This window comes from Blastomonas sp. (assembly GCF_046294995.1).
GTDB lineage: Bacteria > Pseudomonadota > Alphaproteobacteria > Sphingomonadales > Sphingomonadaceae > Blastomonas.
The window spans coordinates 35,187-50,579 of sequence record NZ_JBKBOG010000003.1 but is presented as its reverse complement, the minus strand read 5'-3'; the positions used below and the strand labels follow the sequence as shown (position 1 = coordinate 50,579).

The 15,393-nt window shown below is 64.7% G+C and carries 13 protein-coding genes; 8 read left to right on the top strand and 5 right to left on the bottom strand.

The annotated features are described in order from the left end of the window. Positions 1 to 5: 5 nt before the first annotated feature. The 5 genes from ACK4R0_RS06095 (at position 6) to ACK4R0_RS06075 (ending at position 4,196) form a co-directional block, all read left to right on the top strand. Positions 6 to 518 carry a sigma-70 family RNA polymerase sigma factor gene (locus ACK4R0_RS06095; protein WP_409671776.1) on the top strand — a complete coding sequence of 171 codons (513 nt, stop codon included), beginning with the start codon at positions 6 to 8 and terminating at the stop codon, positions 516 to 518. Next, a complete protein-coding gene (locus tag ACK4R0_RS06090) occupies positions 508 to 1,227 on the top strand; it encodes an anti-sigma factor domain-containing protein (RefSeq protein ID WP_409671773.1) in 720 nt (239 codons plus the stop codon). The genes ACK4R0_RS06095 and ACK4R0_RS06090 overlap by 11 nt, the downstream gene beginning before the upstream one ends. 340 nt (positions 1,228 to 1,567) lie before the next feature. Next, on the top strand, positions 1,568 to 2,146 hold the full coding sequence (locus tag ACK4R0_RS06085; RefSeq protein WP_409671770.1) for a fasciclin domain-containing protein: 579 nt from the start codon (positions 1,568 to 1,570) through the stop codon (positions 2,144 to 2,146). A gap of 177 nt (positions 2,147 to 2,323) precedes the next feature. Continuing rightward, positions 2,324 to 3,541, top strand: coding sequence for a DUF3419 family protein (locus ACK4R0_RS06080; protein WP_409671768.1), 1,218 nt, complete (start codon positions 2,324 to 2,326; stop codon positions 3,539 to 3,541). 7 nt (positions 3,542 to 3,548) lie between these two features. Then, the gene (locus ACK4R0_RS06075) at positions 3,549 to 4,196 is read left to right on the top strand and encodes a class I SAM-dependent methyltransferase (RefSeq protein WP_409671766.1); all 648 of its coding nucleotides are present in this window, start codon (positions 3,549 to 3,551) and stop codon (positions 4,194 to 4,196) included. Positions 4,197 to 4,307: 111 nt separating this feature from the next. Here ACK4R0_RS06075 and ACK4R0_RS06070 read toward each other — a convergent pair whose 3' ends face one another. The 5 genes from ACK4R0_RS06070 to murI form a co-directional block, all read right to left on the bottom strand. Beyond that, complete coding sequence (locus ACK4R0_RS06070) at positions 4,308 to 5,873, bottom strand: cisplatin damage response ATP-dependent DNA ligase (RefSeq protein WP_409671763.1); 1,566 nt, start codon at positions 5,871 to 5,873, stop codon at positions 4,308 to 4,310. Then, positions 5,873 to 6,877: a ligase-associated DNA damage response exonuclease gene (locus ACK4R0_RS06065; protein ID WP_409671761.1), complete on the bottom strand. Its 1,005-nt coding sequence runs from the start codon at positions 6,875 to 6,877 to the stop codon at positions 5,873 to 5,875. Before ACK4R0_RS06065 ends, ACK4R0_RS06070 begins: the two co-directional genes overlap by 1 nt. A gap of 32 nt (positions 6,878 to 6,909) precedes the next feature. Beyond that, positions 6,910 to 8,172 carry a YceI family protein gene (locus ACK4R0_RS06060; RefSeq protein WP_409671759.1) on the bottom strand — a complete coding sequence of 421 codons (1,263 nt, stop codon included), beginning with the start codon at positions 8,170 to 8,172 and terminating at the stop codon, positions 6,910 to 6,912. Between the two features lie 4 nt (positions 8,173 to 8,176). Continuing rightward, positions 8,177 to 9,391, bottom strand: a complete 1,215-nt coding sequence (gene hemA, locus ACK4R0_RS06055) for a 5-aminolevulinate synthase (RefSeq protein ID WP_409671756.1) — start codon at positions 9,389 to 9,391, stop codon at positions 8,177 to 8,179. 293 nt (positions 9,392 to 9,684) lie between these two features. Next, entirely contained in the window at positions 9,685 to 10,506 is an 822-nt protein-coding gene (gene murI, locus ACK4R0_RS06050) for a glutamate racemase (RefSeq protein WP_409671754.1), read from the bottom strand. Between the two features lie 111 nt (positions 10,507 to 10,617). On the opposite strand from murI, the gene plsY reads away from it, so the two are divergent. The 3 genes from plsY (at position 10,618) to topA (ending at position 15,067) form a co-directional block, all read left to right on the top strand. Then, the gene (plsY, locus tag ACK4R0_RS06045; protein WP_409671751.1) at positions 10,618 to 11,232 is read left to right on the top strand and encodes a glycerol-3-phosphate 1-O-acyltransferase PlsY; all 615 of its coding nucleotides are present in this window, start codon (positions 10,618 to 10,620) and stop codon (positions 11,230 to 11,232) included. A 24-nt stretch (positions 11,233 to 11,256) separates the two neighbouring features. Next, complete coding sequence (dprA, locus tag ACK4R0_RS06040; RefSeq protein WP_409672224.1) at positions 11,257 to 12,369, top strand: DNA-processing protein DprA; 1,113 nt, start codon at positions 11,257 to 11,259, stop codon at positions 12,367 to 12,369. A gap of 91 nt (positions 12,370 to 12,460) precedes the next feature. Then, the gene (topA, locus tag ACK4R0_RS06035) at positions 12,461 to 15,067 is read left to right on the top strand and encodes a type I DNA topoisomerase (RefSeq protein WP_409671748.1); all 2,607 of its coding nucleotides are present in this window, start codon (positions 12,461 to 12,463) and stop codon (positions 15,065 to 15,067) included. Positions 15,068 to 15,393: the final 326 nt, after the last annotated feature.

Here is a 15,393-nt window from a genome sequence, read left to right as displayed (position 1 = left end):
TTCGCGTGGCGCAGCAGGACCGCGAAGCGCTGCGCACCGTCTATGCGATGACGTCCGCGAAACTGCACGGCGTTTGCTTGCGTATCTGCATCGACAGGGGTGCGGCGGAGGACGTGTTGCAGAACGTGTATTTGAAGGTGTGGCAGCGTGCCGGGTCGTTCGATCCGGCCAAGGCGAGCGCGATCGCCTGGCTGTGCGCCATTGCACGCAACGCCGCGATCGACTGGCGCAGAAGCCAGCGTTATGAAGACCCGCTGCCCGCCGATCTTGCCGACACGCTGGCCGATGACAGCGCCGATCCTTCGGCCGATCTGGCCCGATCGGGCGAGCGCGCGCAGATATTCGCGTGCCTTGAGGAGCTTGAGCCGATCCGCGCCACGGCGATCAAGGCAGGGTTTTATCAGGGGCTCAGCTATCCCGAGATCGCCGAAGCCATGGACAAGCCGGTGGGCACGGTCAAAAGCTGGATCCGCCGCGGTCTGATGCAGTTGAAGGAGTGCCTGTCGCGTGAGCAGTGATTCCATGCCTGACCGGTCCGTCACGGCGGCCGAATTGGCTCTGGGCCTGCTGGAAGGCACCGAGCGTGCGGCTGCGCTGCGTCTGATGCTGTCCGATCCTGGTTTTGCGGCTGAGGTCGAGGCGTGGCGGACGCGGCTCGCGCCTTTGTACGACGGCTTCGCAGACATCGCGCCTGCAGAAGGACTGATGCAGCGGATCGACCAGGCGATAGATGCCGAAGCAGCGCTTGCTCCTATGTCAGCGCTTGCGCTGCCTGCTCAACAGAGTCGCTGGAAGCTCGCGACTTTTGCCGCGTCTGCCGTCGCTGCCATGTTGGCGCTGGCGCTGGTGTGGCCATCACCGGAAGCAACCGGACCGGTGCCGCAGGCCGATGCCGATGTCGCCGTCGCGCAATTGACCGGCCCGATCGACGGGTTGCTGCTCACCGCGCGCTATGACAGCGGCACATCGGAAATGCTGGTGCGCGTCGAAGGCATGCCGGTCACCGAGACCGAGCCCGAATTGTGGATTGTACCGGCAGACGGGCAGCCCCGGCGCCTGGGCCGTCTGCAGCGCGGCGGCGTCACCCGCATCGTGGTCCCCGAAGGGCATCGCCAGTTCATCGATCAGGTCAGCGAGCTGATCCTGACGATGGAGCCCAAGGTGCTGCCCGATCCCGACAAGCCCAGCGCGCCCACGGTCGCCCAGGGCCGGTTGCAGCGGATTTGATCCGAACTACCGAAGGTCTATTTCTTCTTCTGGCGTTCGCAAAGCTTGTGCATACGTCCCTCGACTTCGCTCGGGACAGATGGCGAGGGGGAAGCGGACCCATTCGACGCATATTGATTGCGCGTCTTTCAGCGAGGCTGTCTCCACCTCCCGTGTTCCCGAGCGAAGTCGAGGGACGTCGTGTACCCTTCGTGCAAGCATCCTGCGTTTACCGGCGAAATGAAAATGGTTCAATTCCACATTTGTTAACCCGCCCGCATCCGGCGCGCATTTCCCTCCGTAGCTGCCCCCGTATCCCGCTTCCCCGGCGGGTACGGACCAACCCACGGAGATTCGCCTAATGCTGAAAACTCTTGCCCCCAGCCTTCTTGCCGCAACCGCTGCGGCGACCCTCGCTCTTGCCGGCCCGGCAATCGCCAACCATCACAAGGGTGCAGATCACACGATGGTCGGCGGTGCCGCCATGTATCCGGCCAAGAACATCGTCGAAAATGCCAGTGCAGCCCCCAACCTCACGACGCTGGTCGCTGCCGTCAAGGCGGCAGGTCTGGTCGATACGCTGGCGTCGCCCGGCCCGTTCACCGTCTTCGCGCCCACCGATGACGCGTTCGCCAAGCTGCCCGCCGGTACCGTCGAAACGCTGGTGAAGCCCGAGAACAAGGCGACCCTGACCAGCATCCTTACCTACCATGTCGTTGCCGGCAAGGTGACCGCAGCCGATGTGGTCGCGCTGATCAAGCAGGGCGGCGGCAAGGCCTTGATCAAGACCGTGCAGGGTGGAACGCTCACCGCTTCGCTGCAGGGCAAGAATGTCGTCCTTACCGACGCCAAGGGCGGTAAGTCGATCGTAACCCAGACCGATGTCATGCAGAGCAACGGTGTGGTGCACGTGATCGACACCGTGGTGATGCCGGGTTAACCCCTTAGCCCAGTGCGCACCACAGGCCCGCCGGTCCCCCCAGACCGGCGGGCCTCTTTGCGTCTGGATCAATGGTTTTGTGACAGGCGGAGTCGCCGATCCGTCATGCGCGGGTCACGCAAGCGGCTTAGCGCGCCCATTCAGAGGTTCAACCACTGAGCAAGGGGGCAAGGCGACATGGCCGGCACGATGCGCAATACCAAGATCGCAGAAGCGGTAACCCAATCGGCGACCACCAGCAAACAGGGGCTGTTCGAGCGGGCCTTCGCCTTCGCCTTCAAGGGGCTGGTCTACGCCCAGATCTGGGAAGACCCGGTGGTCGATATGGAGGCGCTGGCCATCCAGCGCGACAGCCGCATCATCACCATCGCATCAGGCGGCTGCAACGTGCTGTCCTATCTTATTGCAGACCCGGCGCAGATCATCGCGGTCGATCTCAACACCGCGCACATCGCGCTGAACAAGCTCAAGGTGGCAGCGGCACAGCATCTGCCGGACTACGCGCACTTCCATCGTTTTTTCGGCCAGGCAGATAGCAAGCTGAACCTGCGTGCCTACAAGGAGTTCGTCCGTCCGCATCTGGATGAGACCAGCCGCAGCTATTGGGAAGGCCGTGATCTCGCTGGGCGCAGGCGCATCGGCGGTTTCAGCAGCGGATTGTACAAGCGCGGACTGCTCGGCGGGTTTATCGGGACCGCGCATCTGCTGGCGCGGCTGTACAAGATCGAACTCAAGATGATGCTGACCGCTTCGACACTGGAAGAACAGCGCGCAATTTTCGAGCAGCATCTGGCGCCGGTGTTCGACAAGAAGTTCGTCCGCTGGCTCACCGATCAGCCACCTGCGCTGTTCGGCCTCGGCATTCCGCCTGCGCAGTTCGAAGCGCTTGCCGGTGACGAAGAGATGGCAGATGTGCTGCGCAAGCGACTGGAAAAACTGGCGTGCGACTTTGAAATCCGCGACAATTACTTCGCCTGGCAGGCCTTCGGGCGCGGCTATGGCCAGGGCGCGGACATGTCGCTGCCGCCCTATCTGCAGGCTGCGAATTATGACGTGATCCGCGCCCGTGCGGGCAGGGTCGAGGTCGAGCACGCCAATTTCGTCGAACGGCTGCAGGCGAGCGCCGACGCCAGCCTTGACCGCTATGTTCTTCTCGACGCGCAGGACTGGATGAACGATCAGCAGCTTACCTTGCTGTGGAGCGAGATCACCCGCACCGCCCGTCCTGATGCCCGGGTGCTGTTCCGCACCGCCGCGCAGCCCAGCCTGTTGCCCGGTCGGATACCTGACGCCCTGCTTGGCCAATGGGATTATCGCGCCGAAGACTCGCTCGGATACACCGCGCGCGACCGTTCCTCGATCTATGGCGGGGTTCACCTTTATGTCCTCAAATGATGCGAGCATGCCGACATCCGACCACGCCGACAGCATGGACGCGATTTATCGCACCCAGCGGCATATCTATGATCTGACGCGCAAATATTACCTGCTCGGGCGCGACCGGCTGATCGCCGAGCTTGTCCCTCCGCGGGGCGGTGTCGTGCTCGAAATGGGCTGCGGCACCGCACGCAATCTGATTGTGGCAGCGCGGCGCTACCCCGATGCACAATTCCTGGGATTCGACATTTCGGAGGCGATGCTGGACAACGCGCGGGCGTCGGTGCGCAGGGCCGGGCTCCAGGAACGGATCCAACTGGTCAAGGGCGATGCGACCGCATTTTCCTGCAAGCGGCTGTTCGGGATCGGCGGGGTTGATCGGGTGTTCTGCTCGTACACTCTCTCCATGGTGCCCGGATGGGAGATGGCGGTCGCAGCAGGCGCCGATGCACTGAGGGCGGGCGGAAGGATGCACCTGGTCGATTTCGGCGATCAGAACAGCCTGCCTGGCTGGTTCGCCCGCGGACTGAACGCCTGGCTGGCGCGGTTTCAGGTCAGCCCGCGCACCGATCTGGCTCCAGTGGTGCAGCATGTCGCGCATCAGCGCGGGCTGCTGATCGACCACCGCCACCTGTATCGCGGCTATGCGCAATACGCCGTGGTGGGTGGCTAAACGCGCTACATACGTCCGTCATTCCCGCGAACGCGGGAATCCCGCTCTAGGCCAACGATCGCGCATAAGCGGGACCCCCGCCTTCGCGGGGGTGACAATTGTGGATGGGTGCTAAGTTATCAGCGCCCGCAATGTCTCGACCGTATCCGCCTCGGCCGCAGGCTTGTCGCGTCGCAGCCGCGAGATTCGCGGGAAGCGCATCGCGATACCCGATTTGTGGCGCTTGGATTCGTGGATCGAATCGAACGCGACCTCGAGCACCAGCGACTTCTCCACCTCGCGCACCGGACCGAAGCGGTTGAGCGTGTTCTGGCGGACGAACTTGTCGAGCCATTTGAGCTCGGTATCCGAGAAGCCCGAATACGCCTTGCCCACCGGCACCAGTTCACCATCCTCGGTCCAGCAGCCGAAGGTGTAGTCGGAGTAAAAGGACGAGCGCTTGCCGCTGCCGCGCTGCGCGTACATCATCACGCAATCGGCGCTCAGCGGATCGCGCTTCCATTTGTACCAAAGGCCGACGCGGCGACCGGGGACATACTGGCTGTCGCGGCGCTTGAGCATCACCCCCTCGATCGCGGCATCGCGCGCGCCATCGCGGATCCGGCCAAGCTCGTCGAAATCCTGCGCCGCGATGATCTGCGACAGATCGAAGCGGTCAGCGGGCAAAGCCGACATCCGCTGATCGAGCCGTTCGCGGCGCGCGCTCCACGGCAGCAACCGCAGGTCCTCGGTTCCGTCGATCAGCAGATCGTACAACCGTACGAACGCCGGCGCTTCGGCAAGCATCTTGGCCGAGACGGTCTTGCGCCCGAGCCGCTGTTGCAGCGCGTTGAAGCTTGCCGCCTCGCCCATCTGCGCCGCGCCACGGACCAGCAGTTCGCCGTCGAACACGCCCTCGACCGGCATGTGCGCCGCGATATCGGGGAAGGCTGCGCTGATGTCGTCGCCGCCGCGGCTGAACAGCCGGGTGTTATTTCCGACCCGGACGATCTGGATGCGGATGCCGTCCCATTTCCACTCGGCTGCATAGTCGGCCAGATCGACCGTGCCGTCTTCGAGCGGATGCGCGAGCATGAACGGGCGGAAATACGGCGTGCCTTCGGGGTCCGGGCGCGGCCCCCCTTCGCCCCAGGCGAACAGGCTGGCATAAGGCGGCGACAGTGCGTGCCAGACCTCCTCGACCGCATCGACATCCAGCCCGAAACCCTGCGCAAACGCGGTCTTGGCCAACCGGGCGGAGATGCCGACCCGCATCGCACCGGTCGCCAGCTTGATCAGCGCATAGCGGCCGTCGCTGTCGAGCCGGTCCATATATTCGGACAGCAGCGCAGGGGCGCGCGCGCGGCTGACGCTGGCGAAGGCTTCGACCGCATCGGCGAGGCGGATGTCATTCGCAGGCGGTGCCATCTCGGGCCAGATCAGCGCGACGGTCTCGGCGGTATCGCCGACGAAATCGCGGCTCAGGCGGAACAGTTCGGGATCGACCCGCTCCATCGCCATCGTGCGCACGGCGTTCGATTTGACCGCCGCAAAATCCGCCTCGCCGGTCAGCGCCGCCAGCGCCCAGCCCCGATCGGGATCGGGCGTAGCGCGCAGATAGTCGGCGATAAGCGCGACCTTGGCATTGCGCGAGCGGGTATAGCCCAATTGGGTGACGAGCGTGGCGAAGGCCCGCATCAGCCTTCATCCTCGTCTTCGCGGCCAACGAGCGCCAGCGCGCGCGCCTTGACCTGGTGCAACACGCACCAGCGCAGCAGCGCCTCTTCGCGGCCGTGGGTGATCCAGACCTCCTTGGGGGCTACCTCGCGGATGGTGGCGGTCAGCTCGTCCCAGTCGGCGTGGTCGGAGATGATCAGCGGCAGCTCGACCCCGCGTTGCTGGGCACGCGCGCGCACCCGCATCCAGCCAGAGGCCATCGCGGTGATCGGATCGGGCAGGCGGCGGCTCCACCGGTCGGCGAGCGCCGAGGGCGGGGCGAGAATGATCGCACCGCGAAGATCGCCCTTGTCGGTGCCCGCCACGGGCAGCAACGGCCCCATATGGACGCCATGGTCGGCGTAAAGCGCGCACATTTTTTCGAGCGCGCCGTGCAGATAGATCGGATCGTCATAGCCCAGCGCGCGCAGTTCGGTGATCACCCGCTGTGCCTTGCCAAGCGCATAGGCACCCACGAGCACACAGCGGTCGGGGTGCGCGGCGCGAATGGCAAGGAGCTTGCCGATCTCGTCCGAGGTCGGCGGGTGCCGGAACACCGGCAGGCCGAACGTCGCTTCGGTGATGAAGATATCGCAGGGCACCAGCTCGAAAGGGGCGCAGCTGGGGTCAGGCCGCCGCTTGAAATCGCCGGTGACGACCACGGTCTCGCCCTGATATTCCATCCGGATCTGCGCCGACCCCAGCACATGGCCGGCGGGTTGGAACGAGACCTTGACGCCGTTCAGTTCCAGCGTCGTGCCATAATCCACGGCGTTTTCGCCCGGATAGCGGCCATAGCGCAGGTTGATGATCGCCAGCGTCTCCGGGGTCGCCCACACCGCGTCATGCCCACCGCGCGCGTGGTCGGCATGGCCATGGGTGACGAGCGCGCGGGCCACCGGGCGTGACGGGTCGATCCAGGCATTGGCGGGGCGGACGAAGATGCCATGGGGATGGGGTTCGATCCAATGGGGGGCGCTGTTCATCACTCCAGCATATGGGAGCCCGGCGGGCAGCTTCAATCTTTGGCGGTGGCGCTGAAGTCGAAGCTGATTGCGACCGGGCCTGCAATCTCTGTGGTGCCGGCAAAATCTCCCTGGCCAACCCCGAAGCTGGTGCGGTCGATCGTAGCGGTTCCGCGTGCGCGCGCCGTGTTGCCAGTGATGGTCAACGTGAAGTTCAACGGCACCGGCTTGCTCACCCCGCGCAGGGTCAGTGCGCCATCGGCTCGGTACCTGTCACCGCCCAGCGACTTGAATCGTGTAGCGCGATAGCTCGCTTTGGTGAACCGGGCGGTGTCGAAGAAATCGCTGGCGGTCAGCGTGCCATCACGCTGGCTGTCACCGGTATCGACCGATGTCAGGTCGATGCTGACGTCGATCCCGGATGCTTCCAGCGCTTCGGGGGCGAACAGGATATTGGATGACCATTTGGAGAAGCTGCCGTTGACTGGCTCTCCGTTCCATTGCGCAGTGAAGTTCAGCCGCCCGCCGGGGGAGAGTGCCCAATTGCGCGGCTTTGCCGATGCCTCGACCTCGGCCTCTGCCACCAACTTGGCGTGGTCATCCTCAGCAGCCTTGGACGATTCGACCGGTGCAATATCGTCTTGGGCAGGCGCGATATTCGATGGAGCAGCTTCGACCGCCGAAACCGGTGCTGCTTTCGCGCCTTTGGGGTCGGCGACCTTGCCCAGCACGACCGCCCCGATGATGATCGCAGCAGCCAGTGCCGCCGCACCGACCGCCTTGCCGTGCCCGCCGGGCAGCATCCGCGCCAGGATCGGTGTGCCCAGCAGATATTGGTGCCGCAGCGCGCCCGCGACATGCAGCACGAACAGTGCGATGCCGATCTTGGGAAGGATTTCGTGCAGGGCTTCTGCAGGCTCGCCCATCCACTGCGGCGCCGGCAGGTGGGGCCAGGGGACCGATCCGAACAGCAGCGTATCCACCCGAATGTCCGATGTGGAAACCAGAATCCATCCGGTCAGCGGCGCTCCGATCATGACGACATAAAAACCAAGATGCACCAGCCCGGACAGCGTCATCGCCCATTTCGGTCCGGGCACCGGGGCAGGGCGCGGGGCGAGCAACCGCCAGCCGACCCGCAGGACGCTGAGCAGCAGGATGGTGATGCCGACCGACTTGTGCAACTGGAACCGAGCAAACAGGTCCGGCCCGCGCGGGCCTTCGAGCGAGTCGGCAAAAACGATCTGGAAGGCCAGCGCCGCTGCGATCAACCAGTGGAGCAGGATGGCTCCAAGGCTGTAGCGGGCTGGCGCCATCCCGTCAGGCGGCCTTGCGCAATTCCAGGCGATCCCAGATTTCGACCAGCGCCGCCGTCAGGTCGCGCATCATCGCCTCGTCATGGCTTGGGCCAGGCGTGAAGCGCAGCCGCTCGGTGCCGCGCGGCACGGTGGGGAAGTTGATCGGCTGCACATACACGCCGTATTCGGCGAGCAGCATATCGCTGATCCGCTTGGCCTTGACCGGATCACCGACCATCAGCGGCACGATGTGCGTGGTCGTGTCCATCACCGGCAGGCCAGCCTCAAAGAAGAGTCGCTTGAGCATCGCTGCTGCAGCCTGCTGGCCGTCGCGTTCCTCGCTCGACTGCTTGAGGTGCTTCACGCTGGCCAGCGCGCCGGCAACCAGCACCGGCGAAAGCGAGGTGGTGAAGATGAAGCCGGGCGCATAGCTGCGAATGACATCGATGATCCGCTGGTCGGCGGCGATATAGCCGCCCATGACGCCGAACGCCTTGCCGAGCGTGCCTTCGATGATGGTCAGCCGGTTCGCGGCTTCGTCGCGCTCCGAAATACCGCCGCCGCGCTTGCCGTACATGCCCACCGCGTGGACCTCATCGAGATAGGTCAGCGCGTTGTACTTGTCGGCAAGGTCGCAGATCGCGTGGATCGGGGCGACGTCGCCGTCCATCGAATAGACGCTTTCGAATGCGATCAGCTTGGGCGTATCGGGGTCCTCGGCAGCGAGCAGCTCTTCGAGATGCGCGACGTCGTTGTGGCGGAACACGCGCTTTTCGCAGCCCGAATTGCGGATGCCCGCGATCATCGAGGCGTGGTTGAGTTCATCGGAAAAGATGATGCAGCCGGGCAGGATGCGCGCCAGCGTCGAGAGCGTCGCGTCGTTGGAGACATAGCCCGAGGTGAACAGCAATGCGCTCTGCTTGCCGTGAAGGTCGGACAGTTCGTGCTCGAGCTCGACATGGTAATGGGTGTTGCCGCCGATGTTGCGGGTGCCGCCAGAGCCTGCGCCGACATTGTGCAGCGCTTCTTCCATCGCCTCGATGACCTTGGGGTGCTGCCCCATCGTCAGGTAGTCGTTCGAGCACCACACCGTGATCGGCTTGGGGCCGTTGTGCCCGTGAAAGCAGCGTGCATTGGGGTACGCGCCCTTGTTGCGCAGGATGTCGATGAACACCCGGTAACGCCCCTCGGCATGCAGTCTGTCAATCGCAGCATCAAAAATCTGGTCGTAATTCACGCGGCCACCTTAGTCCTGTCGAGTGATAACCCAAGCCGTGCGCTGCCGTTTTCCGACCGGTGCCCACACATCTGCTGGCGCTGTAATAGCAATTAAATCCCCCATTTCCAGCGATAACGGCTCGCAACTGCTGGGTTATGGGCCATAATTGGGTGGACATATTGTCTCACCCCAGCGCCGATCGACGATCAGTTCGGTGGTGCAACAACGCTTTGGGGGATAGGCGCGAGCCGCCGACCGGGCCAACCTAAATTGCGTGTTGCGGTAATCGAAGCAGTCGATCACCCGAAGGTTCACAGCGTCTCGAAGCTTGAAAATCCGCGCGCGCTGAGCGCTGGCATATACGCCGCCATCCCCTCCGCTGGGCCTGTCGCAACGAAGCGCAGGCCGTTGCCGACAAACGACTGGCCTTTCGTCAGAAACGCGATCCGTCGTGCGATGCCTTCGGCGCCGTGGACAAAAGCCATCGTGCGGCCAAAGGCGCGCGCAAGCTCTTCCTCGACCAGCGGAAAATGCGTGCAGGCCAGGACGACGGTATCGATCGCCACGGCACGCTGCTGGCTGACGAGACCGGCAACGGCGCGGTCGAAGATTGCACGATCGGGCGTTTGCCCACGCAGTTTCATCTCGGCGGCGCGCACCAGTTCGGGCGCGCCGAAACGCAGGATGGTGGCGTCGCTGGCAAATTCGCGCGCAAGGTTGGTGACATAGGGCTGGCGCACGGTCGCCTCGGTGCCCAGCACGCCGATCACCCGGCTTTGCGACAGTTCGGATGCAGGCTTGATCGCGGGCACGGTGCCGACGATCGGCAGATCGAGCGCCGCGCGCACCTGCGGCAGTGCGATGGTCGAGGCGGTATTGCAGGCGATTGTGATCAGCCGGGGGCGATAACGCTCGACCAGCCGCCCGAGCAGCGCGGGGACGCGCGCCGCGATCTCCGCCTCGCTCTTTTCGCCATAGGGCAGTCCGGCAAAGTCGGCGGCATAGACGATTGGCGCATCGGGCAGCAGTTTGCGCGCCGCATCGAGCACCGTAAGCCCGCCCACGCCGGAATCGAAGAACAGCAGCGGAGCGTCGGGCGCGATATCGGGTTCGGCTGGCAATGAAGACGTCATCAACCCCGCTTAGCATTGCCGCGCCCGCGATCAACCATGCTTGCCAAAAGCGCCGCTTTGCCTATGCACGCAGCGTGAGGGTTTGCGGCGCTGGAGCAAGGGTGAGCTTTGATGAATGATCTGGCTGGAATCGCGGTGGCGAGCCTCGGTGGCCTGTTCCTGATGGGGTATCTGCTGGGCTCGATTCCGTTCGGCATCATCCTCACCCGGATGGCGGGTGCAGGCGACCTGCGGACGATCGGATCGGGCAATATCGGCGCGACCAACGTGCTGCGCACCGGGCGCAAGGGGCTCGCGGCAGCGACGTTGCTGTTCGATCTGGGCAAGGGCGCGGCGGCAATCGCCATCGCCGAGACGGTTGCTCCAGGCAGCGGGCCATTTGCCGGGCTGGGCGCGTTTTTCGGGCATTTGTATCCGATCTGGCTCAAATTCAACGGCGGCAAGGGGGTTGCGACCTTGCTTGGCATCGCGATTGCGCTTTACTGGCCGCTCGGTGTCGTTTTTGCCGTGGTGTGGCTGGCGGTGGCGTTTGCCACGCGGTTTTCCTCGCTCGGCGGCATTCTTGCGGCAGCGGCGATGCCGGTGGCGGCGTGGTGGTTTGGACGGGAGCAGGCTGTATGGGTGTTCGTGGTCATGCTCGGGTTCGTGCTGTGGAAGCATCGCGGCAACATCCAGCGGCTGATGGCCGGAACCGAGCCGAAGATCGGCAAGTCGTCCGCAGCCTGATCGCTGGCCGCCCGTTGCATGGCCATGCTTGACCCTGAGCATCTCGCCCGTATCCGGCTGCTGCGGACCGACCGCATAGGTCCCGTCAGCTTTGCCCAGCTGATCGCGCGCTTCGGCAGCGCCACGGCCGCGATCGAGGCGCTGCCCGATCTGGTCCAGCGCGCAGGGGGCAAGGCGATCCGCGTCGCGACGCATGCGCAGGTCACCGCCGAAGTCGCCCGGGTCGAAGCGGCAGGCGCGCGCTACCTGTTCGCCGACGATGGCGATTACCCTGCGTTGCTCGGCCATATCGACAACGCCCCGCCGGTGGTCACCTTCAGGGGCGAGGCGGCGCTGCTCAATCGCCCCGCCATCGCGATGGTCGGCGCGCGCAATGCCTCGGCCGCCGCCTGCCGTTTTGCCCGCCAGATCGCCGGCGAACTCGCCGAGGCGGGCTATCTCGTCGTCTCAGGGCTGGCGCGCGGTATCGACACGGCCGCGCATGAAGGCGCGATGCGGGTCGCAGGGAGCGGGCTGGCGAGCACCGCAGGCGTGATCGCCTCGGGGATCGATATCAGCTACCCGCCCGAGAACCGTTCGCTGCAGGCGGAGATGGGAGAACGTGCGCTGGTGATCGCCGAGCAGCCGCCCGGCACCGAACCGCTGGCGCGGCACTTTCCCTATCGAAACCGCATCATCGCCGGGATGGCGCTGGGCACCCTGGTGGTCGAGGCCGCACCCAAATCAGGCTCGCTGATCACCGCCCGGCTGGCCGCAGAGGCGGGGCGCGACGTCATGGCGATCCCCGGATCACCGCTCGATTCGCGCTCGCGCGGCTGCAACGAGCTGATCCGCGGCGGCGCGACCCTGGTGCAGAGCGTGAGCGATATTCTCGATCTGGTCGAACCCTTTGCTGCCGGGCAGACCCAGCGCGTGGCGGCACCTGCGCCGCGCTTCAGCGCCGCGACACCCGCGGTCGAACCCGACGACAAGGCGCGCCAGGATATCGTCAGTCTGCTCAGCGCTGCACCGGTCGGCATCGACGAGCTCGTCCGCCAGTCGGGGATCGAGAGCGGCGCGGTGCAGATGATCCTGCTCGATCTCGAACTGGCTGGCCTGATCGAGCGGCACGCAGCGGCCAGGGTGTCACTGATCTGACCCGGATTATCGGCTATGGACGCCCTTGACGAATGCCGATAACCCGCCCCAGCTTATACGCACACGCGAGAGCTTTCAGAAAGTCCAATCAATGCAACTGGTTATCGTCGAGTCGCCGGCCAAGGCCAAGACCATCGAAAAATATCTCGGCTCCGATTACCGGGTGCTGGCCTCATACGGCCATATCCGCGACCTTGCCCCCAAGGACGGCTCGGTCGATCCCGACAATGATTTCGACATGGTCTGGGAGGCGTATGCCGACAAGACGCGGCAATTGAAGGCGATCACCGACGAGGCCAAGAAGGCCGACCGACTGATCCTCGCAACCGACCCTGACCGCGAGGGCGAGGCGATCAGCTGGCACGTGCTCGAGGTGCTGACCAAGCGCAAGGTGCTGCCCAAGGAGGTCGAGCGCGTGACCTTCAACGCGATCACCAAAAAGGCGGTGACCGAGGCGATGGCGAGCCCACGCCAGCTCGATACCGATCTGATCGATGCCTATCGCGCCCGCCGGGCGCTCGACTATCTGGTCGGCTTCACGCTCTCGCCGGTGCTGTGGCGCAAGCTGCCCGGTGCCAAGTCGGCAGGCCGGGTGCAATCGGTCGCGCTGCGGCTTATCGTCGAGCGCGAGCGCGAGATCGAGGCGTTTACCGCGCAGGAATATTGGTCGGTCACCGCGCAGATGGAGCAGGGCGGCCAGCCCTTCACCGCGCGCCTGGTCCGGCTCGAAGGCGAAAAGCTCGACAAGCTCTCGCTGGGCAATGCAGGCTCGGCCGAAGCGGCCAAGGCCAAGGTCGAGGCCGGACACTTCACCGTCGAGACGGTCGAAACCAAGCCGCTCAAGCGCAATCCGCCGCCGCCGTTCACCACCTCGACGCTGCAGCAGGAGGCCGCGCGCAAGCTCGGCTTCTCGGCCAGCCACACCATGCGGATCGCGCAAGGCCTCTACGAGGACGGCGCGATCACCTATATGCGGACCGACGGGGTGCAGATGGACCCTGGCGCGATCCAGGAGGCGCGCAAGGCGATTTCAGACCGCTATTCGGGGCATTACCTGCCCGAAACCCCGCGCCAGTACCAGACCAAGGCCAAGAACGCGCAGGAAGCGCATGAGGCGATCCGCCCTACCGATTTCAGCCGCGACAAGGCGGCATCGGGCGACCATGCGCGTCTCTACGATCTGATCTTCAAGCGTGCGCTGGCCAGCCAGATGGCGACTGCCTTGCTCGAGCGCACCGTGGTCGAGATGGTCGATGGCACCGGTCGCACCGCGCTGCGCGCCAACGGCCAGGTGGTCAAGTTCCCTGGCTTCCTCGCGCTCTACGAGGAAGGTCTCGACGATAGCGACAATGAAGACGGCGGCCTGCTGCCGATCATGTCCAAGGGCGACAGCCCGGCGAAGAAGTCGGTCGATGCGGTCCAGCATTTCACCCAGCCCCCGCCGCGCTTTTCCGAAGCGTCTTTGGTCAAACGGCTCGAGGAACTCGGCATCGGACGGCCTTCGACCTATGCCTCGATCATCCAGGTGCTCAAGGACCGCAGCTATGTGAAGGTCGAGAAAAACCGTTTCTTCGCAGAGGAATCGGGGCGTCTTCTCACTGGGTTTCTCGAACGCTTCTTCGAACGCTATGTCGCCTATGACTTCACCGCCGGGCTCGAGGACCAGCTCGATGACGTCAGCGGCGGGCGTGCGGAATGGCGCAGCGTGCTCGAGGCGTTCTGGCGCGATTTCAAGCCCAAGACCGCCGAGGTGATGGAGCAGAAGCCTTCGGAAATCACCGCCGAGCTCGACATCTTCCTCGAGCCCTATCTGTTCCCCAAACAGGCCGATGGCGGCGATCCGCGGCTGTGCCCGAAGTGCGGCGAGGGACGGCTCGCGCTGCGCGGCGGCAAGTTCGGCGCGTTCGTCGCGTGTTCCAACTATCCCGAGTGCAAATACACCCGGCGCTTTGCTCAGGGTGGCGGCGAAGGCGATGGTGCGGATACCGGGCCTGAAGAGTTGGGCAACGATCCGGTCACCGGCGAACCGGTGACCAAGCGCAGCGGCCGCTTCGGTCCCTATGTCCAGCTGGGCGAGGGCAAGGAGGCGAAACGCTCGTCGATCCCCAAGGACGTTCCGGGCGAAGATTTCGGGCTGGAATGGGCGCTCAAGCTGCTTTCGCTGCCGCGCGAGATCGGCGCGCATCCCGAGACCGGCGCGATGATCACCGCGAGCATCGGCCGTTATGGCCCGTATCTCTCGCACAACGGCAAATACGCCAAGCTTTCGGGCACGATGGAGGTGTTCGAGACCGGAATGAACGCCGCGGTGGTCAAGCTCGCCGAAGCGCTCGCCAACCCCGGCCGCTCCAACCGCGCCGCGCCGGCCCCGCTCAAGGTGCTGGGCACGAACCCCGCGACCGACACCGAGGTCAAGATCATGGACGGCCGCTACGGCGCTTACGTCACCGACGGCAGCGTCAACGCGACCATCCCCAAGGATGTGAACAAGGACGAACTGACGCTGGATGTGGCGCTGCAACTGATCGCCGAACGCGCGGCCAAGGCGCCGGCGAAGAAGGGCAAGAAGCCTGCGGCGAAGAAGGCGGCTCCGAAGAAGGCTGCGGCGAAGAAGGATGCTCCGGCCAAGAAGCCAGCGGCAAAGAAGGCTCCCGCAAAGAAGGCGGCTCCGAAGAAGCCCGCAAAAGCAGAGGCTTGATACAGCCTTCTCCCCTCCCGCCTGCGGGAGGGGTGGCTGAGCCGAAGGCGAAGCCGGGGTGGGCCTGCACCGTCGCAAACTTCAGGCCCACCCCGGCCCGGCAAGCCGGGCCTGCCCCTCCCGCAAGCGGGAGTGGAGAGGGCGTTGGCTCGCGAACGTCAAAAGACATTCAACCGTTCTCCGGCGAAAGCCGGAGTTCAGGAGTCGGGTAGTACTGCAGTCGCCTTGGGATTCCGGCGTTCGCTGGAAAACGGTTGTGTCAGGGGCGATAGGAGCTCAGCCAATTGAGTTTCGTGGTCCCGGAATAGCGTGCCGAATGTATTTCG

Bases quoted from the DNA above. Each gene is read 5' to 3' on its own strand.
- ACK4R0_RS06075 (WP_409671766.1), top strand. From the start codon at position 3,549: ATGCCGACATCCGACCACGCCGACAGCATGGACGCGATTTATCGCACC.
- ACK4R0_RS06065 (WP_409671761.1), bottom strand. From the start codon at position 6,877: ATGAACAGCGCCCCCCATTGGATCGAACCCCATCCCCATGGCATCTTC.
- ACK4R0_RS06070 (WP_409671763.1), bottom strand. From the start codon at position 5,873: ATGCGGGCCTTCGCCACGCTCGTCACCCAATTGGGCTATACCCGCTCG.
- topA (WP_409671748.1), top strand. From the start codon at position 12,461: ATGCAACTGGTTATCGTCGAGTCGCCGGCCAAGGCCAAGACCATCGAA.
- ACK4R0_RS06060 (WP_409671759.1), bottom strand. From the start codon at position 8,172: ATGGCGCCAGCCCGCTACAGCCTTGGAGCCATCCTGCTCCACTGGTTG.
- murI (WP_409671754.1), bottom strand. From the start codon at position 10,506: ATGACGTCTTCATTGCCAGCCGAACCCGATATCGCGCCCGACGCTCCG.
- dprA (WP_409672224.1), top strand. From the start codon at position 11,257: ATGCTTGACCCTGAGCATCTCGCCCGTATCCGGCTGCTGCGGACCGAC.
- ACK4R0_RS06080 (WP_409671768.1), top strand. From the start codon at position 2,324: ATGGCCGGCACGATGCGCAATACCAAGATCGCAGAAGCGGTAACCCAA.
- ACK4R0_RS06085 (WP_409671770.1), top strand. From the start codon at position 1,568: ATGCTGAAAACTCTTGCCCCCAGCCTTCTTGCCGCAACCGCTGCGGCG.
- plsY (WP_409671751.1), top strand. From the start codon at position 10,618: ATGAATGATCTGGCTGGAATCGCGGTGGCGAGCCTCGGTGGCCTGTTC.